This is a genomic window from Frischella sp. Ac48 (assembly GCF_019641635.1).
Lineage (GTDB): Bacteria > Pseudomonadota > Gammaproteobacteria > Enterobacterales > Orbaceae > Frischella > Frischella japonica.
In genome coordinates, this window is the sequence record NZ_JAETXP010000009.1 from 594,634 (window position 1) to 617,226 (window position 22,593).

18 protein-coding genes are annotated in these 22,593 nt (G+C 31.6%); 11 read left to right on the forward strand and 7 right to left on the reverse strand.

What is annotated here, in order from left to right; translation table 11 throughout:
• Nucleotides 1–177 precede the first annotated feature (177 nt).
• Entirely contained in the window at nt 178–975 is a 798-nt protein-coding gene (locus JMI89_RS07435; protein WP_255562864.1) for a glycosyltransferase family 32 protein, read from the reverse strand.
• Between the two features lie 687 nt (nt 976–1,662).
• Between JMI89_RS07435 and waaB the strand changes: the two genes are divergently transcribed.
• The 3 genes from waaB (at nt 1,663) to rfaY (ending at nt 5,440) form a co-directional block, all read left to right on the forward strand.
• Nucleotides 1,663–2,751, forward strand: a complete 1,089-nt coding sequence (waaB, locus tag JMI89_RS07440; RefSeq protein WP_220679708.1) for a lipopolysaccharide 1,6-galactosyltransferase — start codon at nt 1,663–1,665, stop codon at nt 2,749–2,751.
• An 11-nt stretch (nt 2,752–2,762) separates the two neighbouring features.
• On the forward strand, nt 2,763–3,788 hold the full coding sequence (gene waaO, locus JMI89_RS07445; RefSeq protein ID WP_220679709.1) for a lipopolysaccharide 3-alpha-galactosyltransferase: 1,026 nt from the start codon (nt 2,763–2,765) through the stop codon (nt 3,786–3,788).
• A 944-nt stretch (nt 3,789–4,732) separates the two neighbouring features.
• Nucleotides 4,733–5,440 carry a lipopolysaccharide core heptose(II) kinase RfaY gene (gene rfaY / locus JMI89_RS07450; protein WP_220679710.1) on the forward strand — a complete coding sequence of 236 codons (708 nt, stop codon included), beginning with the start codon at nt 4,733–4,735 and terminating at the stop codon, nt 5,438–5,440.
• Between the two features lie 59 nt (nt 5,441–5,499).
• On the opposite strand, the gene JMI89_RS07455 is transcribed toward rfaY, so the two are convergent.
• The 3 genes from JMI89_RS07455 to JMI89_RS07465 all read right to left on the reverse strand — a co-directional run bounded on the left by JMI89_RS07455 (nt 5,500) and on the right by JMI89_RS07465 (nt 8,882).
• On the reverse strand, nt 5,500–6,108 hold the full coding sequence (locus JMI89_RS07455; RefSeq protein WP_220679711.1) for a YrbL family protein: 609 nt from the start codon (nt 6,106–6,108) through the stop codon (nt 5,500–5,502).
• A 36-nt stretch (nt 6,109–6,144) separates the two neighbouring features.
• Nucleotides 6,145–6,831, reverse strand: coding sequence for a lipopolysaccharide core heptose(II) kinase RfaY (locus JMI89_RS07460; RefSeq protein ID WP_187755000.1), 687 nt, complete (start codon nt 6,829–6,831; stop codon nt 6,145–6,147).
• Between the two features lie 203 nt (nt 6,832–7,034).
• Nucleotides 7,035–8,882: a sulfatase-like hydrolase/transferase gene (locus tag JMI89_RS07465; RefSeq protein ID WP_187755001.1), complete on the reverse strand. Its 1,848-nt coding sequence runs from the start codon at nt 8,880–8,882 to the stop codon at nt 7,035–7,037.
• Between the two features lie 438 nt (nt 8,883–9,320).
• Here JMI89_RS07465 and JMI89_RS12055 point away from each other — a divergent pair, with 438 nt between their 5' ends.
• Together JMI89_RS12055 and tsaB are read left to right on the forward strand one after the other, a co-directional pair.
• Nucleotides 9,321–11,240 (forward strand): ATP-dependent DNA helicase, encoded by a 1,920-nt coding sequence (locus JMI89_RS12055; protein ID WP_220679712.1) that lies wholly within the window; start codon nt 9,321–9,323, stop codon nt 11,238–11,240.
• 24 nt (nt 11,241–11,264) lie between these two features.
• Complete coding sequence (gene tsaB / locus JMI89_RS07475) at nt 11,265–11,954, forward strand: tRNA (adenosine(37)-N6)-threonylcarbamoyltransferase complex dimerization subunit type 1 TsaB (protein WP_187755003.1); 690 nt, start codon at nt 11,265–11,267, stop codon at nt 11,952–11,954.
• Nucleotides 11,955–12,005: 51 nt separating this feature from the next.
• On the opposite strand, the gene JMI89_RS07480 is transcribed toward tsaB, so the two are convergent.
• On the reverse strand, nt 12,006–12,272 hold the full coding sequence (locus JMI89_RS07480; RefSeq protein WP_187755004.1) for a GrxA family glutaredoxin: 267 nt from the start codon (nt 12,270–12,272) through the stop codon (nt 12,006–12,008).
• Nucleotides 12,273–12,729: 457 nt separating this feature from the next.
• On the opposite strand from JMI89_RS07480, the gene JMI89_RS07485 reads away from it, so the two are divergent.
• The 5 genes from JMI89_RS07485 (at nt 12,730) to JMI89_RS07505 (ending at nt 18,100) form a co-directional block, all read left to right on the forward strand.
• Entirely contained in the window at nt 12,730–13,203 is a 474-nt protein-coding gene (locus tag JMI89_RS07485; protein WP_187755005.1) for a YbjN domain-containing protein, read from the forward strand.
• Between the two features lie 312 nt (nt 13,204–13,515).
• The gene (locus JMI89_RS07490; protein ID WP_187755006.1) at nt 13,516–14,649 is read left to right on the forward strand and encodes an extracellular solute-binding protein; all 1,134 of its coding nucleotides are present in this window, start codon (nt 13,516–13,518) and stop codon (nt 14,647–14,649) included.
• Between the two features lie 86 nt (nt 14,650–14,735).
• Nucleotides 14,736–15,872 carry a putrescine ABC transporter ATP-binding subunit PotG gene (gene potG / locus JMI89_RS07495; RefSeq protein WP_187755007.1) on the forward strand — a complete coding sequence of 379 codons (1,137 nt, stop codon included), beginning with the start codon at nt 14,736–14,738 and terminating at the stop codon, nt 15,870–15,872.
• A gap of 293 nt (nt 15,873–16,165) precedes the next feature.
• Nucleotides 16,166–17,077 carry a putrescine ABC transporter permease PotH gene (gene potH, locus JMI89_RS07500; RefSeq protein ID WP_187755092.1) on the forward strand — a complete coding sequence of 304 codons (912 nt, stop codon included), beginning with the start codon at nt 16,166–16,168 and terminating at the stop codon, nt 17,075–17,077.
• A 3-nt stretch (nt 17,078–17,080) separates the two neighbouring features.
• Nucleotides 17,081–18,100 carry an ABC transporter permease subunit gene (locus JMI89_RS07505; protein ID WP_220679713.1) on the forward strand — a complete coding sequence of 340 codons (1,020 nt, stop codon included), beginning with the start codon at nt 17,081–17,083 and terminating at the stop codon, nt 18,098–18,100.
• A gap of 588 nt (nt 18,101–18,688) precedes the next feature.
• On the opposite strand, the gene JMI89_RS07510 is transcribed toward JMI89_RS07505, so the two are convergent.
• Together JMI89_RS07510 and JMI89_RS07515 are read right to left on the reverse strand one after the other, a co-directional pair.
• Nucleotides 18,689–20,074: an APC family permease gene (locus JMI89_RS07510; RefSeq protein WP_187755008.1), complete on the reverse strand. Its 1,386-nt coding sequence runs from the start codon at nt 20,072–20,074 to the stop codon at nt 18,689–18,691.
• 127 nt (nt 20,075–20,201) lie between these two features.
• Complete coding sequence (locus JMI89_RS07515; protein ID WP_187755009.1) at nt 20,202–21,932, reverse strand: amidohydrolase; 1,731 nt, start codon at nt 21,930–21,932, stop codon at nt 20,202–20,204.
• 177 nt (nt 21,933–22,109) lie between these two features.
• On the opposite strand from JMI89_RS07515, the gene matP reads away from it, so the two are divergent.
• Nucleotides 22,110–22,589 (forward strand): macrodomain Ter protein MatP, encoded by a 480-nt coding sequence (matP, locus tag JMI89_RS07520; protein WP_187755010.1) that lies wholly within the window; start codon nt 22,110–22,112, stop codon nt 22,587–22,589.
• Nucleotides 22,590–22,593 lie beyond the last annotated feature (4 nt).

Consider the following 22,593-nt stretch of genomic DNA (forward strand, 5'->3'; position numbering starts at 1 on the left):
TTTGTTAGAGATATAACAACATAATCATTATGTTTAAAATTAAAAATATTGTTCTTTTTGTTCAACGATATTGGTAATTTCAATGAAGCGTGAAAAATTCAAATAAAAGAACTGTGTATTTTATACTGTGATAACTCATACAAAAATGAAGTAATTATATTATTTAGTTAAGTAAAACTAGTGTTTTAAAATTAAAGCGAATTCTTTTCGTGAGGATATTTTAAATTTAAATAATAATTTTTCATTTTTTGCCAATCCATAATCATCAGAATCTCTTCTTTTTAAGAATCTAGTTAGAATTATTTTTTTGAAAAAGGTTAACTTATCCCTTCTTGCATAATCAGGTAACCATGACCCCATGAAATGGTGTATAGCATAATTATTTTTGTTAATTTCGGGCATACAAAAATAATAAGAAGGGAAAATAATAGCATTATTCATTAACTGAACTTGGCCGTTGGGATTATACGGTGGCAATAAATTAAAAGCTTTTTCAAAATAATTGGTGATTCTAATTGTAATAGGCATTAAATCAAATTCATTATTATTTTTGAATTTTAATCCACTATATAAATGTAATAAATCTCCAATTATTTTATTTCCCTTTTGAGCTCCTATAACAGCTGATGCTATTGGGAAACAAGATTTTTTATGAATTTCATGACTGGTAAAAAAATCTAAGTGCATAAAATTTTCAAATGTATTAGTTACTTCAACATCTGTATCTAAATAAATACCACCTTCATGATACAATGCATAAAGTCTTATATAATCAGATGCAAAAGCCCATTTCCTATTATTGAAAGCTTCCAGAGCATAATCATTTTTTATAAATGAAAAAGAATCATTATTCCATTCCTTTATTTCAAAATCTGGGAAATATTTTTTCCAGCTATCAATACATTTTAAAATAAAATCATTTTTTGGTGAATCACCAAGCCACACATAGTGAATCTTCTTTGGTATACTGTGCATAAGAAATGATAACCTTTCAATTGATCATTTTGTAAAATTGTTATAAATTCAGATTTAGGTATATTTAGCGATTAAGATAAAATAGCGGATGCGATTATAATGGATTTCTTAATATTCAAAAAGTTTTATTTCAATTTTTCTATATCAAACAACAATAATTAATTAGAATCTAGCTCATTAGATTTAAAATATCACCCTACAATAAAATCCGTAATGAACTCAATATAACTAATCTTGATCAGTTAATATCTGTGATATCAGTTGCTAAAAATTTTTTTTTAAGTTTTAAAGGAGTGCGATTTCCAATCGCCGCTATTTTGATGATATCTAATATCATTAAATTGGCTTTGTATTGTCAAATGCATGTATCAATATCAATTTAATATAATAATGCTAACTTTATTTGTAAAATAGAATAATATTTTGATGATTTATAGAGGTAATAGTGAATCCTATTTAAAAGGGATCATTTTTAAGTAACGAATCGTTAAATTATAGGGCTATTAAGTTACGATATTGTTAACAAAACATGAATTTTCAAACTGTTTGCTTTTATTTAGTTATTTCGATATTTTTATATTTTCAATTAGCTAATAAATGGTTAGATCATGGTTTATTTTACTAAAAATATACTAATACTATTTATTTAAGTATAATTCCATAAATTTAAAATTTATATGGCATGTCATGAAAATACTATTTGTTGGTGAAGCCCTTTCCGGATTTGGTGGTACGGAGACGGTTATAAAAAAATTAACGCAATTTATTGAAAATGATACACAAGAGCAACATCAATATATGCTCTATTTTTTATGTCGTAATAACAAATTTGATAAAACATGGTTAATAAATAAAAAAACCTTTTTTGAATATGCAAAATTGAATATTTCTTTTATCCGAAAAATGCAATATGTCAATTCATTAACAAAATTTATCAAGAATTATCAACCTGATGTGATTATCTCATTTGATATTACAACCTGTGAATTGGCAGCTAAAGCGATAAAAAAAACGCAATTATCTATCCCATTAGTTTCTTGGGTTCATTATTCCTTAGAACATAAAAAGCATCCAGAATGTGTCACTTATGCCGATTATCATTTTGCAATTAGTCGAGGTATTCAACAACAGTTAAATAAACGAGGCATAGCTAATGATAAAATATTCACTATTTTTAATCCCGTAACCAATCATTCTGATGCAATAGCCAGACCAGATCCTAATAAGCCAAAAACATTTATTTATATTGGTCGATTGAAATATGAAGGTCAAAAGCGCTTAAAAGATATGTTTGATACCTTTGCTCAAATTACAGGTAATTGGGTATTGCATATCATTGGTAATGGTTCTGATAAAGCTTTATGTCAAGATTATGTAATGCAATTAGGTATTGAAAATAAAATAAAATGGCATGGCTGGCAACCAGAGCCTTGGGATTATGTTAAAAAAAATATCAAACAAATTAATGCATTACTGTTAACTTCTTCTTTTGAAGGATTTGGTTTGGTATTAGTAGAAGCAATGTCATATGGTATATATTGTATTAGTTCTGACTGTCCTTCTGGCCCTGCGGATATTATCCAAAATGATATTAATGGCAAATTATATCCATTAGGTGAGCTGGACATTCTCCGTACCGAGATAACGGCTATTATAGATGGCAAAGTGTTGCCATCATCTGAGCAAATTAAAATATCTATTAAATCGTTTTATGATGATGAATACTATCAAAACGTTAAACAACGTTTACATTGGATCATAAACCATTTTAATTAAAAGAGACCGACATGTACTTTAATCAAGACCAAGTTATTTCTAACGTACTAAATTATAATTATTTCGATGATCAAAATGATATAAATTCTTCGTTTAATATTGCCTACGGAATAGACAAGAATTTTTTATTTGGTTGTGCAATATCGATTTCGTCAATATTGCTAAATAATAAAAACCAAAAATTTCAGTTTCATATTTTTACTGATTATTTGGATGATGATTTCAAAGCGAAATTTAAAGCACTCGCCCAGCAATATCAGACAAGTATTTCAATTTATTTGGTAAATTGCCAAGAGCTTAAAAAATTACCGAGTACTAAAAATTGGTCTTATGCTACGTATTTTCGTTTTATTATCGCTGATATTTTATACCCCACTATCGATAGATTACTTTATATTGATGCCGATATTATTTGTAAGGGATCACTTGAAGAATTAATTAACCTTGATATTGATGAATATGTAGCCGCGGCTGTAACTGAAGGTGAATCTCCATGGTGGCAAAAATGTGCGCAACGTTTAGCTATTGATAATTTGATATTGGGCTATTTTAATGCGGGTTTTCTTTATATTAATATCAAAAAGTGGCAAGAAGATGATGTTAGTGGTAAAGCGATGACACTTTTAGCTCAAGAAAGTATTAGAAGCAAATTAGCTTATTTAGATCAAGATCTCTTAAATATGATCATTGTTGGTCAAGTCTATTTCTTAGATAAACGTTATAATCGTCAATATAGTATTAATTATGAGCTAAAAGCGGCAAAAGGGACTTATTACCCAAATCCGATTGATGATGCAACCATATTTATTCATTATATCGGACCAACAAAACCTTGGCATACATGGGCTGCAGCGTATCCATGTGCAAATTACTTTATAGAAGCGAAAAGGCATTCTCCTTGGCAAAATGATCCATTATTAGTTGCTATGAATGCCAATCAGTGGCGATATTGTGCAAAACATCAATTTCACCAAAGAAAGCCAATGGCGGGCTTATTAAGTTATTTTAAATATTATTGGTATAAAATTTTTAAATAATGGATTAGCGATAATAAATAAAAGGGTCACTTGTTATAAGGTATTTTTATTAATCACATCGAGTGACCTATCACTTACAGATATGGATTTTATAACTCTTTTTGTTTCTTCTGTTAAAAAATAATTCAATGGGTTGTGGTCATAATTTCACATAAATCGTCAATAATTGCGCTAGATTAAACAAATATTGAGTAATGAAAACTACAAGCGATTAAATCAATATTCATAATGTAGGAAAAAATATAATTTAAGGCAATTTTTGCCAGAATAATATCAGTGGTAGTTTGTGCTAGATGATGAAGAGCATGTGTTGTGGTATATTCCAAAAGTGTCATCGCTAAGATTTTACCATTTACATGATCGTCTGGTGTGAACTTTACTCAGATAGCTTAAGCATTTTATTAAATCGATGTTTTTTGTAATACTAAGTGGCAGCATAGAATATTGTTCGTCTATTGTTTAATAATGAGTCTTTCTAGTTTAGAGCTGTGCAGTTACAACCTTTATTTTGGTATGCGAACTGACAACACACGTTTTCAAAACCAAATTATCCCGACAACAGTTCGTTATACAAAAAATTTTCCATATAAGCTTTTTGAGCAAAACAACTATCTGAAGCGTAAATATAAATGTTTGACATTTTGTTAAAACCAATAACGCGATCTACTAAATATTTATATTTAATACAAACGATATCTAATATCACTTGTGACGTTTAAATGAATATTTAACACATGCATGCTATTACATCTGATCACTATCATATAATTATGATAATGTCTGTGGATAATATTATTCAACATGTGAAAATATAACATTTAGAAATAAAAAAATTTTTATCTCATAAAATAGTTTTTTCATGGAAAAATAATGATTAATTAAGTAGTATTAACAACCAGTTAATACAGTGCGAAATTTTAGAAACATCTCGGGAATTTGGTAATATGATTTTTAAAAAGAAAATAGGGAAGCTGACCGTTTTTATTAAAGATAATGATAGTTTTTATGAAAAAATATTAGATGAATTTTTATCAAATCGTATGGCTATAAAGAAATTATTACGCAGTGAAGATGAAACCAAAGTGTGGTTGATTGATACTGAAAAAGGGCCAATGGTTTTAAAGCTTTATGTACCAAAAACCAAACGATTTGAACGTATTTTGAAATCCTTAATTAAACGTGATTTTTATCAAAGTTTAATTTATCGTACTAATAATGCAGTTATTCATGGTGCGAGTATGATTAATGATATTTATCTTTTAGCACAAAAAAAAATATGTAATTATGCTTATGTTCATATTATTTTAATGGAATATATTGATGGCATTCAAATTCGTGATTTGGAACCGATTTCCGATGAGTTAAAGTTAGAGATTACTCAGGTTATCGAGCAAATTCATAGTTATGATATGGTGAGTGGCGCGCCACACAAGGAAAATACGATGTTAACTAAAGATGGGATTAAATTAATCGATCTTTCGGGTAAAAAATGTACTTGTGTCAGCCGAGCTAAAGATAGAATGGAATTACAAAAATATTTAGGTATAAAAAATACCAAACAAGATCTAGGTTATTATATTTATATATCAATTAAAAATCTGAAAAAAACTTTTAAAAACATTAGAATTAAACTTGGTTTAAGAAAACCTTAAATAAATTATAATAAAGATGAGTAGAAATAGATTTACTCATCTTTCTAGTAACAATCCATCTATTTAGTCACTAATTTAAAATAAGCTTCTAGGACTGTTGAGTTTTCTTTTTTAATACTTGCTATAAAACGTTGCCATTTTCTATCGATGGAACGTTTAGCAAAATAGCGACAATAATTATCAATTTTTATGAGTCGCGCGTTACCTATATTATCGATAATCACCAAGCGATTACCAATATGACGTTTTTGATACAAGATATTTTTACTTTTTATTGTCATGGTAATAATGCGATCTTTTTGAAGAGCATCATATAAATGATTTAATGCCAAAGCCAGATCAGTTATCTCTTTATCGGTTAATGCTTGTTTTAGATAATTTTCCAGTGAGATGGAGATTTGATTATTATCGTCACGAATTAAGTCATAAACATGACCAATACCTAAATCGGTGTCAATTGGACCATAGTATTTTGATAAACAGTTCCAACGAATATGGCGTTTAAGTAGATGATTATAGTATTTTACTTCGCGATTCGTTTCTGTTTCGGCACCAGCATTATAATTAATTTTGATACATTTATTTTGATCTTCGGGATGACGATAACATTTACGATGTAACCCCTTGCCAATATAATTTTCTGGTGTGAGATAAATAATGTTTTTCATAATTTTAAACTAATAAGAATCCTATAAAATGGTTAACTATTTTTTATTTCTTAACTTTCTGGAAAATTTAATCCATTTATCTCTTAATCCAACAAAATGATATAAAAGCCCAGGTTTTTCATTTAAATTAATATCATAATAACGTTTCAGATGACGAGCATCTTTAGCTTTAGCAATACAAAACATACCATTATCTGATAAATCAATAAATTTAATGTCATTATTTTCATTCAGCAAAATATTAAAAGGATTCAAATCGCATGATGCTAATCCGTATTGATGTAATTGTTTCACTGCCGTTTTTATTTTCATAGTTAAAGGTGAATAATCGTCACAAAAATCCTTAATTGGTTTGCCTTCAACATATTCACTGAGTAAAAAAGTCTCTAAAATATTATGGGTTCTATACTGAGCGACCACAAAAATGCTGCCAACCAGATTGCAACCCTGTTGTTTTGCTTTTTCAATACGTTGTTGAAGATTGAAATAAAATGACCCTTGCAGAAAGAGTTTGATTTTTTGATCAAAATGAGCAATTTTTTCACTATCCCATTTTATCGTATATTTTTTACCATCAACTTCAATTAACCAAACAGCACGTGTTTTTTTTTCAGTTAAAGTTTGGTAGGGTATTTGTTTGGACAAAAATTGTTTTAGCATAGTGACATACTGATTATCACTAGCATGAATAGTAAAATTTTCTAAGGAAGTCGACTTAATCATAAATAATTAATTACAAAGTTAAAAAAATTTATTGTTAATGATTATTTTAACACGTTTATTTTTTAATTGACCGGAATAATTAGAATCCATTTTTTAAGTGATGTTAGTTAATAGGGTCTATTTAATATCAAATTGATTATTAAATAACAATTGGTCTTATTAAAAATAGCTTAATAAGACCTGATAAAATATGTTGGTAGCGATCAATGCTCATAAAAATATTTCATATTATTTAAAGCCTGATGAATATATTGGTAATTAGGAACATCATCCACGGTTTTGTTATATTGATCCATATAATGACTAAAACCGACACTATTAACTAGATAAATATTTTTCGGTGTGCGCACAGCATAACTACTATAATTAGACATCAATAGCCAATTGCGATTGCTAATAGGCCTAAATAAATCGTAACCTGTTGAATAATCTTGAATATCATTCGTCACTGATAAATAATGCTTCATCAAAGATGGTACAACATCTTCGTGACTTGTTAAAACATTCGCTAAGGCATTCTTGTTAAGTTGATAAGCCTCTTCGCCATTACTACCAATAACAATAAACGGTACTTTAGTTTGAGCATCGGTATAATTACCATTATGACCCCAAAATCCCATATGATTATCATTCATTTCTTGAGAATGATCGCCAGTGATAATAATAATGGTATTATCAAGCGTACCTGAATTTTCTAACTCAGTGTAAACTTGTTGTAATAAATAATCGACCGAATAAACACTCATTTTATAGCGATTGAATATGGGTTCTGGGTTAGTATCATTACTTAGACTTAAATAGTTAATATCACTTATCGGTTGATATTTCAAATCTAAATCTTTTAGAAAATCGTAACCATGGGGTTGATCATAAAATAAGAATGAAAATGATGGACGTGATGTATCACGACTATTAAACCAGGTTAACCAATCTTTAGTTAAATTTACATCTCTTTCAGATGCACTATTACCAGCACTATTAATGCGTAAGTTTTCTATACTGACAAAGGCTGTTCTATCAAATTCAGGTGCTGATATTTTTGCTGAAGAGAAGATACCAATGTTATAGTTTTCTTTTTGTAATGTCGTCACAAATAACGAAGGAATACTATTATTGAAAAAACTTTGCCAGTAAGTACCGGGAATACCATAGAATAGCCCAAAAATACCTGTGCGTGTTGCATTACCGGTAGAGTAATGATTATTAAAAATTACACCATCATGTTGTTGCACAAATTTATAGGTATTGGGTGTATTTTCTTGATTAAATGTGTCATAACGCCAAGAATCTAAAACGATAAAAATAATATTTTTTGGGTTAGGATTTGATGCGATTTGAAGTGAATGTTTGGGGTATATAACATTACTTTTAAAATTAACGGTAGTGCGGATATTCTTTTGTAAACCTTCTTTATCAAAAATACCCATTATTTTTTTTGAAGTTAGTGGATAATAGTGAGGAATATACTCTTTGATTACCACAATGGGTGCATAGGCATAATAAGCTGAGATCATATAAACAATATTACTCATTAGTAGGCTAAAAATGAAGAAAATTAACGAGATTTTGAGCCATTTTCGTTTGGTTTTTGCTTGCAGTGCTTGATTGTTAAGATAACGATCAATCAGACATAATATTGTGTATTCAATTAAAATTACCGAAAGAATTAGCACAAACATTAAAAGACAGGTAGCCATAGAAAAATCGACAACTTGTCCTGATAAAACTAACGATAATACTGATTGATTAATATGAAATCGGTATTGTTCAAATGTAACTGTATCAATATAAAGCATAATTAGCGTAGCGCCAAAGATCACGGCAAGTAATATATTGTGTAAAAATCGAGGAGTTTTTCTTATACACAAAAGTAAACTAAAACAAATAATTGATAGCAGTAAATAAAAAATAAAAGTTTGACTGAGTACAGCAAAAAAAGCAAATAGAATGCTAATACAATTCAAGGATATACCCGGTACTAAAAAGTACTTAATGGCAACTAAAGAAGAAAATAAAACATTAAGTAAAAGAAATATAAATAGTTTTTTCATCAAATTCACTTAGAAAAATAGACATGCTAACTTATAATAAAAAAATCATTGCCATTCTATATGAATTTAAAGAAATAAGCATTATCAATATAGCAAGTGATAAATAGATAAAATCACATTAACTATCTAAATAAATAAAAAAGCCCAATAGCACGATTGGGCAAAATGATGAAAAAGGAATAAATAACTATTCCTCAAATATATTATAAAAAAATCAATGAATTAACTAATCGTTTATTCATATCCATGTAATAGGTTAAAGTTTATCCAATTTATTTAGTAATGAATATCTAGCTAATTAAAAATCATTTATTTTAGGGTAGCGATTGATTATCAATGATGATGAAAACGGTTATCATTGGCCAAGTTAGTGAAATTTTCTATTTTAGCTTTTATCAGGCATAATAGTGCCATTTTTTTGAAAGGGTTGATGTATTAGTGTGTGATGATTTTGCTCCGAATGGCTTACTCGCTAAGACGATTAAAGATTTTGTTCCCCGTGAACCACAACAGAGAATGGCTGCTAAAATAAGTCAGGCTATTGTAGACGATAAAAATTTGGTTATTGAAGCGGGAACAGGTACAGGAAAAACGTTCGCCTATCTTGTGCCAGCTTTCCGCAGTAATAAAAAAGTGATTATTTCAACTGGTTCAAAAAACCTTCAAGATCAACTTTATTCTAAAGATATACCCATTATAAAAAAAGCACTTGGTTTTACGGGAAAATTAGCCCTTTTAAAAGGTAGAGCAAATTATTTGTGTTTGGAAAGATTGATTCATCATAATACCGCACCAGGTGAACTAACAAAACCCATGCAGACTGATTTAGTACGAGTCAAACAGTGGTCTACTAAAACTACTGATGGCGATATCAGTAAATGTACTACTGTTACTGAAAGTAATCCAATTTGGCCAATTTTAACCAGTACCAACGATAATTGTTTAGGAAGTGATTGCCCTAATTTTGATGAATGTTATGTAGTCAAAGCCAGACGAAAAGCACTGAATGCCGATATTGTTGTGGTTAACCATCATCTATTCTTGGCCGATATTGTTGTAAAAAATACGGGATTTGGTGAGTTAATTCCCAAGGCTGATGTTTTTATCTTTGATGAAGCACACCAGCTACCTGATTTAGCATGTCAATATTTTGGTCAACAACTGACCAGTCGACAATTAATTGATTTAGCTAAAGAAATAGCTTTATGTTATCGAACTGAAGTGAAAGATCTAGTTCAATTGCAAAAGTGTGCTGATAAATTACAAAAATGTACCCAAGATTTACGTATCGCCATTGGCAATGTGAGTAATAAAGGAAATTTAAGAGATTTGTTCACTTATACATCGGTTAATCAGGAAGTGGAATGTTTACAAGCCTCGTTAAATTTTTGTCATGAAGTTTTATTATTGGCGATTGGACGATCATCTACATTAGATAATTGTTTTGATAGAGTTAATCAGTATCAGCAACTACTTACTCGTTTGATGAGTATTCATGTTACGGGGTTTAGTTATTGGTATGAATGTATGGGGAATCATTTTTCATTGGCACTTACCCCACTTTCGGTTGCAGATAAGTTTGCGCACTTAATGGATGAACGCAATGGTAGCTGGATTTTCACCTCAGCGACATTATCGGTGAATTCCAAATTAGATTATTTTACACAACGATTAGGATTGACTGAATCAGCTTCAATGATTTTAGAAAGTCCTTTTGATTTTACTCATCAAACACTATTTTGTGTACCACGTTATATTCCTTCGCCAAACGAAAAAGACGTAGCTCAGAAATTAGTGAATATTTTATTACCGGTGATAGAAGCGAATAAGGGGCGTTGCTTTTTCTTATGCACTTCGCATATGATGATGAATGAATTAGCAAAACTTTTTCGTGAAAAAACAACATTGCCTATTTTAGTGCAAGGTGAAACTAGTAAGACGCAATTATTAGCACAATTTATCGAATCGGGTAATGCTTTATTAGTTGCAACCAGCAGTTTTTGGGAAGGCGTTGATGTTCGTGGTGATATTTTATCCTGTGTTATAATTGATAAACTGCCATTTGCTTCACCAGTTGATCCGTTGATGAAGGCAAGAATTGAAGATTGTCAATTGCGCGGTGGCAATCCTTTTAATGAAATACAAATTCCAGAAGCGGTGATTACATTAAAACAAGGCGTAGGTCGACTAATACGTCATCATCAGGATCGTGGAGCAATTGTCATTTGTGACAATCGATTAGTTATGCGTTCCTATGGTGCGATATTTCTTAATAGTTTACCACCGTCACCACGAACACGAGATATCCAAAGGGTTACTGAATTTTTATTATCCCCCAAAGATAAACCAATTAATTAATCTTTCATTTAAAAGAGATATTCAATGAGTTGTAATATATTAGCAATTGATACATCAACAGAAGCGTGTTCTGTTGGTTTACTTTTTAATGGTCAAATTAGTGAAAATCTTGTTATTTCGCAACGTGATCATACTAAACACATTCTTCCTATGATCGACAAAATTTTAAGACAGTCCGATTGTAGTTTAGCTCAACTTGATGCAATTGCGTTTGGTCAGGGGCCAGGTAGTTTTACCGGAGTGAGAATTGGTATCGGTGTGGCACAAGGTTTGGCATTAGGAATTAATTGCCCATTAATCGGAGTGTCAAATTTAATGGCTTTAGCGCAAGGAGCCTATCGCAAAACAGCGGCTAAACATGTGATATCGGCGATTGATGCGAGGATGTCAGAAGTGTATTTAGGTGTCTATCAATATTTAGATAATGGGAACTGGCAAGCAATGATTGATGAGTGCGTGATTAAACCGGGAGAAGTTGCCAATAAACTTAGTCATAGCCAATTAATAAACCCTGTTATAGCAGGAACAGGATGGCAAACATATTCAACAATGTTAGACAATGTAAAAGATAGCTACCATTATTTGCCTGAAGCGCAAGATATGGTTGTTATTGCAGAAAAACACTTTAAAGAGGGCCATATAACCGCTGTAGAAGAAGTACAAGCAACATATTTACGTAACGAAGTCACTTGGAAAAAACTACCAGGTAAATAGCAAAGGGTATGTAAATACCCTTTTTCTAAGTAAAACAGCTAACTTAAATTATTAATTTTTGAATAAATCCAAATGCTCTTTTGCATAAGCTTCAAAATCAGTGCAACCACCAATTGGTTTTTCATCAATAAAAATTTGTGGAACGGTTTCAACTGGTTTACCAACGCTTTTTGATAAATCTTCTTTAGTAATACCTTCAGCTTGAATATCCACATAACGATATGAAAAGTCATCACGTTCTTGGGAAAGTTTTTCTGCCAATTCTTTAGCTCTCACGCAATAAGGGCAACCAGGTCGACCAAAAATGACTACGTACATTAAATACCTCTTTATGTTATCAACATACTAATTACTATACTCATCTTTAGTAAAAAGTGAAATAGTTAATGATGGTTATTCTAATAAGGATGAACAATTAATAACCGGCTAAGCAATTTTTGAATCAATAAACTAACCTCAAAATTTAATTATAAAATACAGTTACTTTTGATAAATTTTTATAGTATATTTTTTACTAAACGTAGTTGATAACACAAAATTGGTTGTGTCAAAAGGTGTATAAATATTGGATAATCACTATAATTTTAGGCGTTTTTTTATTAGTCTAATCAACGATATTTTCAATTAATGTGGCAGGATTTTCGGGTTTATGAATATTATTACTTTGTTATTTTAATTGTTTATTATCATGATAGTAATGTAGTTATTCTATTATTACATACAATAATTAGTCATATAATTGATTTACGTGTGACTTTTAGAAAGCGAAAAGATTATGTTAATTGTTCCTAATTTTACGATTATTTCGGCTTGGCTCAATAAGTTGAAAGTGGTTTACCATCCATCAGAAGACAGTAATATCATTGAATTAGTTTATTTAAAAAAAGTGAAGGGTATTTCTTATGCGTCGATAATACTTCTTGATGATATTCTAACTATCTCAATTTATTCTCAAATTAAGCAGGTAGCATTACAAACCCTAATTGGCGAAGTGAGTCAAATAAATAATTCGACTTTTTTAGCTAAAGTTTATTTGGAATTACGAGAAGATGAAAGTGCAAAATTAATATTTTCCTATTCGATGCCAATTTCTGAGGGTATCACATTTAATCAATTTTGTTTATCGCTTTCTCGTTTTGAAGAAGAGGCACTACAAGTCATTGCTGAATTGGATCAATGCGACTTATTATTAAATGCATTAGACAATAATGGTTGTTTAAAGGGCAATCACTTCAATATTTACCATTAATTTTAGAATCACGAAGGTAATGTTAATTTTTGGTAAAATAGTAAATTGATTGTTTAATTATGTGTAAAAAACAATCGATTGTATGGTAAATTTTCATTATTGTAAATTAATAGATGAACTTATATTGAAATTAAGGTATTTTATGTCCTCATAATCTAGGTTGTAAATCTATTGTAAATATTTAATCAATATTTAGTAGAGACTACAATTATCTTGGTTTGTGACCTGTTTGGTTCAGGTGAATTAGGTGTTTGTTAATATGATTAATAAACATAGTGTTTAGCATGTTATTACCCGAAGGGAGTGGTGCGCATGTTTTCTCAACATAAAAAATCTCAAAGTAAATCTTTCATTAAAGTTCTTACCTTAGTAGCAAGTATTTCTGCAGGTTTTACTCATAATGCTAACGCAGAAGATCGTGTCGTTAATTTTTATAATTGGGCTGGGCAAATTGGTTCAACAACGATTGCTGATTTTGAACATGCCACTAGTATAAAAGTCAATTATAGTGTGTTTGATTCTAATGAGGTATTAGAAGGAAAACTCATGGCAGGTCATTCAGGGTATGATGTTGTTTCTCCTTCAGACAGTTTTCTAGCCAGACAAATCCAATCAGACATCTATCTACCACTGGATAAAAGTAAATTAACCAATTGGGATAATTTAGACCCAAATCTAATGCAACTGATGCAAACACATGATCCAGATAATAAATATGCTATTCCTTATGTATGGATGACTACAGGTATTGGTTATAATATTGATATGGTTAAAGCGCGTTTGGGTGAAGATGCACCAGTTAATAGCTGGGATCTCGTTTTTAAACCTGAAAATATGGAAAAATTGCAAGACTGTGGGGTGGCTTTTCTGGATGCACCAACCGAGATTTTTGCTAGCGCATTACAATATTTAGGGTTAGATCCTAACAGCCCTGATGCTAAAAATTATACTGGACCTGCTTATGACTTATTATCAAAAGTAAGACCATATATTCGTTATTTTCATTCATCACAATATATTAATGATTTAGCAAATGGTGATATTTGTGTAATTTTAGGTTGGTCTGGTGACATTTTACAATCGCGCGATCGAGCAAATGAAGCACAAAATGGCGTAAGAGTAGGTTATGAAATCCCAAAAGAAGGTGCACTGGTTTTCTTTGATACCTTTGCTATTCCTAAAGATGCGGAACATGTTGATGAAGCCTTAAAATTCTTGAATTTTATTCTTAGGCCAGAAATTGCTGCTCAAGTTACCAATGATGTTAACTTTGCCAGTGCCAATAAAGTTGCTTTTGATAAATATGTTAAACCAGAAGTAAAGAATGATCCTGCTGTTTATCCATCACCAGATGTAATGAATAACCTCTTTACTTTGAAAGTTCAAGATCCAAAACTTGAACGCACAATTACGCGTACATGGACAAAAATTAAGACTGGTAAATAAGTTGTTTGTTTTTGAGTAATAGACGGTAGATTCTTAGGATTTTGCCGTCTAGTTTTTTTTGACTTGTTGTTATGAGGAAAGTATTGATGAATAATGCAACAACAAATCAGGTTCAACTAAAAAAGAAGTTAGTTACACCATTATTGGAAATTAAAAATTTAACTAAAGTTTTTAATGACGATTATTATGCAGTAGATGATATTAATTTAACAATTTATGAAGGTGAGATTTTTGCCTTATTAGGTGCCTCAGGTAGTGGTAAGTCTACTTTATTAAGAATGTTAGCCGGTTTTGAGCAGCCAACATCAGGACAAATTATTCTTGATGGCAAAGATTTATCAACGGTACCACCATATAATCGGCCAATAAATATGATGTTCCAATCGTATGCATTGTTTCCTCATATGACGGTTGAACAAAATATTGCATTTGGCTTAATGCAGGATAAATTATCTGCAGCAGAAATTCATCAGCGTGTAAAAGAGATGTTAGCGTTAGTTCATATGGAACAATTTGGTAAACGTAAACCTCATCAATTATCAGGTGGGCAAAGGCAGCGTATAGCATTAGCGCGTAGTTTGGCGAAAAGACCAAAATTATTACTACTTGATGAACCAATGGGAGCATTAGATAAGCAGCTACGTGATCGCATGCAGCTTGAAGTAGTATCTATTCTAGAAAAAGTTGGTGCTACTTGTGTAATGGTAACCCATGATCAAGAAGAAGCTATGACAATGGCGGGACGGATTGCCATCATGAATAAAGGGCAATTTATTCAAATCGGTGAACCTGAGGAACTTTATGAGCATCCTAACAGTCGCTATAGTGCTGAATTTATAGGTTCAGTAAATATATTTGAAGGTATGTTACAAGAGACATTAGAAGATGGCTTACTTATCAACTGTCCAATGTTAAAACATCCAATTAAAGTCGATTATGATTCTCCTGCAGTTGAAGGGGTACCTATTATGATCGCATTAAGACCTGAAAAGATTCATTTATGTGATGAAATTCCAGAAGATCGTTATAATTTTGCTGTTGGTGAGGTTGTGGATATTGCTTATTTAGGCGATCTCTCAATTTATCATGTGAAATTACATAGTGGGCAAATTGTTATAGCACAATTGCAAAATGAACATCGCTATCGTAAAGGTATGCCGACGTGGGGCGATGATATGTACCTCAGTTGGGAAATAGACAGTTGTGTCGTGTTGACTGAATAATCGTGGTTTTTATGAGGAGATTTTCAATGCGGGCAATTGGGATCTGTTTTGTTTTAAACATACTTGCTTTATTAGTGTGTCTTAGCATGATGGCTAATATTAACGACAATAATGCTTTATTAGAGCTATGTTTTACGCTATTTCTTTTAGGTTTTCTAATTTCTTTATTGGGTTTAATGTTACTTAAATATAAAGTATCTAAGTTAGCTTACTGGTTAATTATTATTGGTAGTGTGATTTCATTGCCGACCCTACCTGTTGGTCTCATCTTAATCTATTTTTGTTACAAAAATATGGTGAAATTGCAAGATGATTCAGATTTGATGACAGATTATGGTCGTCTATTAGTTACTTTAATACCTTATTTATGGATGCTATTACTCTTTTTACTGCCATTTTTAATTGTTTTTAAGATTAGCTTCGCTGATATGATAAGAGCGATTCCGCCTTATACAGATCTGATTAACTATGAAGATGGTGTGTTAAATATAGCCTTTAATTTTGGTAATTACTTTAATTTAGTTGATGATACCATTTATATAAATGCATATTTACAGTCATTAAAAATTGCCTGTATTTCAACATTTTTATGTATTTTAATTGGTTACCCACTTGCATGGGCAATTAGCCAATGTAAACCTTCAACGCGTAATATTCTATTATTATTAGTCATATTACCTTCATGGACTTCATTTTTAATTCGTGTTTATGCTTGGATGGGGATTTTAAAAAATAATGGTTTATTAAATAACTTTTTAATTTGGTTAGGAGTAATTGATCAACCATTAATTATCCTAAATACCAATATAGCTGTTTATATCGGTATTGTTTATTCTTATTTACCTTTTGTGGTTTTACCGATCTATACATCATTAAGTAAAGTTGATAATACCTTGATCGAAGCCGCATTAGATTTAGGTTGTCGACCATTAAAAACATTTTTCAAAATTATTGTTCCATTGACAAAAAGTGGCATTATTGCGGGCGGAATGTTAGTTTTTATTCCGGCGGTTGGTGAATATGTTATTCCAGAATTACTCGGTGGATCAGATACGTTAATGATTGGTAAACAACTTTGGTTAGAATTTTTTAACAACCGCGATTGGCCGGCTGCATCAGCAGTGGCGTCAGTAATGTTGTTAATTTTAATTGTGCCAATATTTTATTTTAATAAATTTCAAAATCGTCAAATGGGAGGTAAATAGTACATGACAAATTTACCTATTTTGATACGTTCGATTCTTGCTGTTTTTTTTAGCTCTTTAATTGGATCGTTTATCCTGACAGTATTAATCTCGGCAAGTGGTTTCGATATTGTTGTTGATCCACTTGAATATGCACATGTTTATTTTGGGGTAATGATTTTTAGTATAATTGTAACTTGCATAATTACTGTTGTTCTTTTATTGCGTAGCCTTAAGTTTTTTATCTTATTTATTACGTTTTCATTTTTATACGTACCAATGTTAATGCTAGTTATTTACTCATTTAATAGTTCAAGACTGGTTACCGTATGGGCTGGTTTTTCAACTCATTGGTATGGAGAACTGTTAGCAAATCACGCTTTATTAAGTGCCGTTGGATTAAGCTTACTCATAGCCGCAGCTTCAGCTACACTTGCGGTTATTCTTGGTACTTTAGCTTCCTATACAATTGTTCGTTTTGGGCGTTTTAGAGGAGCTAATTTATTTTCCTTTATGACAACAGCACCTTTAGTTATGCCTGATGTTATAACAGGTCTAGCATTACTGCTTATGTTCGTTGCAATGGGACATATGATTGGGTGGCCACAAGATCGCGGTGCCATAACGATTTGGTTGGCGCATGTAACATTTTGTACAGCCTATGTTACGGTCGTGGTTAGTGCCCGTTTACGAGAGTTGGATAAATCGATAGAAGAAGCCGCGATGGATTTAGGGGCTAATCCATTAAAGGTCTTTTTTGTTATTACGTTACCCATGATTATTCCAGCATTAGTATCTGGCTGGTTATTAGCTTTTACATTATCATTAGATGATCTGGTTATTTCCAGTTTTGTCGCTGGACCTGGGGCAACAACCTTACCAATGTTGATTTTCTCAAAAGTAAGGTTAGGCGTTAGTCCAGATATCAATGCGTTAGCTTCAATTATTATCTTAATTGTTTCTGTAATTGGCTTTATCTCATGGATTTTAATGAGAAGCGCTGAAAAGCGTCGTATACAAGAAATGCGTAATATTAATAGATAGTTAAATTTAGTTATTTAATAAAAAGTAGGGGCTAAATTTTGCCCCTTTTTTGTTATTCTAATCAGTGTTAGCAGAATAATTGAATGATTAATATTGTTTAATGATGTATATAATTTAGAATATTACTTGTCACGATTCATCGCTGAACTTATTACACTACAGCATTATCAACTATTTTATATTTATGGTAGATAATTTTTTATATAAATTAAAACTGTCACTGTAAGATGAAAAAAATGTACCAATAAAAGATGTATGATGGCTTTTAAGTAGAAATAGTGTATAGCAAACTATATCAAATTATATAAAAGATAAATGGTGATTGAAATAAGTGACGAGTATTATGTGCTGTGTCAGTTTTTGAGCGTACAATGATTGCATATTAAACGCGACTAAATTAACGATAAAATAATCACTGTTATATATTACTAAAATACCTAACAATTAGGCATAGTCAAAAGTTCCCTTAAGCCGGCAGAAAATAGCCAAAATCTCTGTTATTTTAAAATATGTAAAGTGAGCACTAAGTGTGAATTAAAATAAAAGGGTAAATAATTTACCCTTTACGTGATGTAAATATTGTGTGGGTTAAATAATTAACGCTTTGGCTTCCTCATCGCTTAACAAAGCTTTGACTTCCTCATCACTTAAAGATGGAATTGCACGAGTAAACATACGTGTCATATATAATAAATATGCTAGTCCGATAAGAAACCATATAATACCAATCAAAATTGCCATTTCATCAAGACTGGTCCATAACCATAATGATAATAAAAGACCAATTGCTGGTAATACACCATATTTAAACAATATTTCTATGGTTAAGTGTGCTTTACGATTAATATATGTCTTGATTACACAAAGATTAACAAAGGTAAAAGACATTAAAGCGCCAAAGCTTATCATCGAAACCACCAAATCCAATGGTAAAACTAATGATAATAATGAAAATGTCGCCACAAATATAATGGATAGATGCGGCGTGTGGAAACGTTTATGTAATCGATAAAAGATCTTTTTCGGTAACACACCTTCGCGTCCCATTGCAAAAAATATTCGTGACACACTAGTTTGCGCCGTCATAGCTGAAGCAAACACACCAGTTAAATAAGCCGCCAAGAAAAAGTTAGTCATGATAGTTTTACCAATTGCACTGATTTCTCCAACCTTACCAACGACATATAAACTAGCAACATCAGGGTCATTTTCAAAATCATGCCAGTTTGGATATGCCAAATGGGAAGCGTACGACATGATTAAGAAAATACAACCAGCGATGATAACTGTCCACAAAATCGCTTTTGGTAGATTAGTTTTAGCATTAGTGGATTCTTCTGCCAAAGTTGCGATGGCATCAAAACCTAAAAAAGCCAGACACAAAACAGCTGCACCAGAAAATAGACCACTAATATCATCGGTGGTACATAATAGCGGTTTTAATAATGTATCAGTGGTATGTTCAACATTAGAAAAAGCAAGAATAACAAAGAGTGTGATAAAAACAAATTGTACAAAAATCAGTATAAAATTCACTGAATTGATTAATTTAATACCTAAATAATTCAATGTACTTACAAGGATTAATGATGTTAATACAAACACATAAGCCGGGATTGATGGCATGGCTTGGTGTAAGTAAATACCTAATACGAGATAATTCAGAATGGGTAAAAAAAGATAATCTAAAATTTGTGTCCAACCGATTAAAAATCCCATTCTATTACCAAATGTATGTACTACATAGGAATAGGCTGAACCAGCAATAGGATATTTATTAGCCATGCGGCAATAACTCAATGCGGTAAACAAGATCATCATTAGGGTGATAACATAAGCTATAGGTAAATGACCATCTGTAAAAATGGTGACTTGCCCGTAAGTGGTAAATATTCCTAATGGAACCATATAAGCTAAACCAAACGCAACTAATGCAGGAGTGGTTAAAACTCGTTTCATTTTTATTGCGGACATTCACGTTGCTCCTGTGTCCAGATTAACAATAAAAAACTACTAATATAGTTTTATGCCTTCAAGTTCGATGTAATTAATGATAATTACTTCAATCATAACCTTATATTGATAAAAATCATCTTATAAGTCACACTTTTTCATTTTGTTGATAAACTAGTCTCCCTCCTATTATTGTGTTGATTACGTTAACATGCTCAATTTCTTCGGGGCTAATGGTAAATGGATTCCGATCAATAATAATTAAATCGGCAAATTTACCAACTTCTATTGAGCCAATTGTTTGTTCTTGACCTAACATAAATGCCGCATCAATGGTAGCAGCACGTATAACTTCTGTGACAGTTAGATTACGATCTGTTGCTAAACGTTGAGCATTATTACCGGCTCCGATACGTGTTACAGCGACTTTGAAATCAAACCATTCATTCAATGGATCGATTGGCCAATCACTGCCAAAAGCAATTTTAGCGCCAGCATCAATAAATTTTGCACTAGGTTCTAATTCTTTAAAACGTTGTTCACCAAGCATATGATGAAATTGATCAATCATCTCATTAGTTGGACCTGCCCATTGAAAAGATAAAGTAGCAATCGTATTTAATTGCGCAAAACGAGCATAATGAGAAGGGGCTGCTAACTCATTATGGGCTAAACTTGGTCTTATATGCGCAAGTTCCGGATGTTTGGTTCTTAATGACTCAATATGGTTGAGTACAGTCTCAATAGCACCTTCACCAACGGTATGCATATGCGGATAAAATCCTGCTTTACTTACTTCAATAATCAAATTTTCTAGAATTGTGTTGTCATAATACAAGTCACCTACACGATCACTTGCTACATAATCAATGTTATTAGCAGTACCTTGATTGATTCGATAAGGTTCCAGTAATGAAGCAGTCATAATTGGCGCTTGTAATACCCCATCGATAAAAAATTTAACTAAAGAAATTTTAAGCCCAGGTTTTGGTAACCATTGAGAATCACTATAGGTTTGAGCAAATAATTTAGCTTCTTTAACCGCTTTAGGAATATCCTGAATAGTTGGGGCATCGTCGGGAGTAATTTCAATGGCACCGAATAATCGAATAGTAAGATTGTTATCATCAGCTAATGTTTTAAATGCGTTAAATTGTAAATCAGCAGCACGTGCATCCATTGCTGTAGTAACACCTTGTTGATTCAATTCAAATTGTACACGTTTTGCCACTTCAATAGCTTGTTCGGCATTGAGTGCCGGAATGCTATCAAAAGCTCGCATCGCGGGCGCATCTTCTAAAATACCGTTCAATTCACCGTCAGCAGTTCGGCCAATTTTACCATCTTTTGGCTCTGGAGTATGGCGATTTAAGCCAAACATTTCAAGTGCTCGCGTATTGGCAACTAAAGTATGACAATCATTGGAAAACAAAATAACCGGTCGACGTGTATTTAGTTGATCTAAATCTGCACGAGTAATATCGGTGCCTAACGGCAATACTTCCTGACGTAACCAGCCACGAACTTGTAACCAATCATTAGCGCCCTTACAAGGATCATTATCTAAATAGTGCTGGATTTTATCTAAAGTTTGCGCGATAGTTAAACTCGCATAATCAAGATGGCAACCGGAAAGTTGCATTCCCCCCCAAAAAGGGTGTAAATGTGCATCAATAATGCCAGGTAACATCGTTTTCCCATGTAGATCAAAAATCTGCGTATGTTCAGTAATTAATTTTTGAATTTGCGCTGTCGATCCAGTTGCTATAATATAGCCATCTGTAACTGCGATAGCTTCACAAACTGTATTAGTATTATCAGCTGTATAAATATAACCATTTATATAAGCAATATCCGCATAAGAACGATTTTCTACCATGATAACGATGCCTTACCAATTTAGTGTATAAAAAAGGACAAGGAAAGATAGCAGATTTATTAGCGGTGACAAGTAAAATTTCACTTTATTAACAATAATCATTAATAAAATGGTTGAGTTTGGTATAAAACAATGTTAAATATATTAATTAAGTTACAGCGTCACTGAGTATAAATCATGAAATATCAACAATTAGAAAATTTAGAGTGTGGCTGGAAATGGAAATATTTAATAAAAAAATATCGAGAAGGTGAGCCAATAACACGCTACATTGAAAAAAGTGCTGAACAAGAAGCGATAAGACAGTTATTGAATTTAGAAAACGATCCGATTAAAGTAACAAATTGGATAGCCCATCATCTTAATCCAGCTTTAGTCAATCGGATGAAGCAAACGATAAGGGCAAGACGCAAGCGCCATTTTAATGCAGAACATCAAAATACTCGTAAAAAATCCATCGACCTTGAATTTCTAGTATGGCAACGTTTAGCTAATTTGGCTAAACGACGTGGTATGACGTTATCTGATGTCATTATTCAACTGATTGATGATGCGGAACAAAAAGATCAATATGCTAATAAAGTATCAACAATTAAAGATGATTTAATTTCTTTGCTGGCTAACAATAAAGATAAAAAAGGCAAAGTTAACAAATAATATG

What these genes read in the sequence shown, in the direction of transcription:
- JMI89_RS07455 (WP_220679711.1), bottom strand. Translation starts at nt 6,108, where the DNA reads ATGAAAAACATTATTTATCTCACACCAGAAAATTATATTGGCAAGGGG.
- potH (WP_187755092.1), top strand. Translation starts at nt 16,166, where the DNA reads ATGGTGAAATTGCAAGATGATTCAGATTTGATGACAGATTATGGTCGT.
- waaB (WP_220679708.1), top strand. Translation starts at nt 1,663, where the DNA reads ATGAAAATACTATTTGTTGGTGAAGCCCTTTCCGGATTTGGTGGTACG.
- matP (WP_187755010.1), top strand. Translation starts at nt 22,110, where the DNA reads ATGAAATATCAACAATTAGAAAATTTAGAGTGTGGCTGGAAATGGAAA.
- rfaY (WP_220679710.1), top strand. Translation starts at nt 4,733, where the DNA reads ATGATTTTTAAAAAGAAAATAGGGAAGCTGACCGTTTTTATTAAAGAT.
- JMI89_RS07490 (WP_187755006.1), top strand. Translation starts at nt 13,516, where the DNA reads ATGTTTTCTCAACATAAAAAATCTCAAAGTAAATCTTTCATTAAAGTT.
- potG (WP_187755007.1), top strand. Translation starts at nt 14,736, where the DNA reads ATGAATAATGCAACAACAAATCAGGTTCAACTAAAAAAGAAGTTAGTT.
- JMI89_RS07485 (WP_187755005.1), top strand. Translation starts at nt 12,730, where the DNA reads ATGTTAATTGTTCCTAATTTTACGATTATTTCGGCTTGGCTCAATAAG.
- JMI89_RS07435 (WP_255562864.1), bottom strand. Translation starts at nt 975, where the DNA reads ATGCACAGTATACCAAAGAAGATTCACTATGTGTGGCTTGGTGATTCA.
- JMI89_RS07480 (WP_187755004.1), bottom strand. Translation starts at nt 12,272, where the DNA reads ATGTACGTAGTCATTTTTGGTCGACCTGGTTGCCCTTATTGCGTGAGA.
- JMI89_RS07465 (WP_187755001.1), bottom strand. Translation starts at nt 8,882, where the DNA reads ATGAAAAAACTATTTATATTTCTTTTACTTAATGTTTTATTTTCTTCT.
- JMI89_RS07515 (WP_187755009.1), bottom strand. Translation starts at nt 21,932, where the DNA reads ATGGTAGAAAATCGTTCTTATGCGGATATTGCTTATATAAATGGTTAT.
- JMI89_RS07505 (WP_220679713.1), top strand. Translation starts at nt 17,081, where the DNA reads ATGACAAATTTACCTATTTTGATACGTTCGATTCTTGCTGTTTTTTTT.
- JMI89_RS07510 (WP_187755008.1), bottom strand. Translation starts at nt 20,074, where the DNA reads ATGTCCGCAATAAAAATGAAACGAGTTTTAACCACTCCTGCATTAGTT.
- tsaB (WP_187755003.1), top strand. Translation starts at nt 11,265, where the DNA reads ATGAGTTGTAATATATTAGCAATTGATACATCAACAGAAGCGTGTTCT.
- waaO (WP_220679709.1), top strand. Translation starts at nt 2,763, where the DNA reads ATGTACTTTAATCAAGACCAAGTTATTTCTAACGTACTAAATTATAAT.
- JMI89_RS07460 (WP_187755000.1), bottom strand. Translation starts at nt 6,831, where the DNA reads ATGATTAAGTCGACTTCCTTAGAAAATTTTACTATTCATGCTAGTGAT.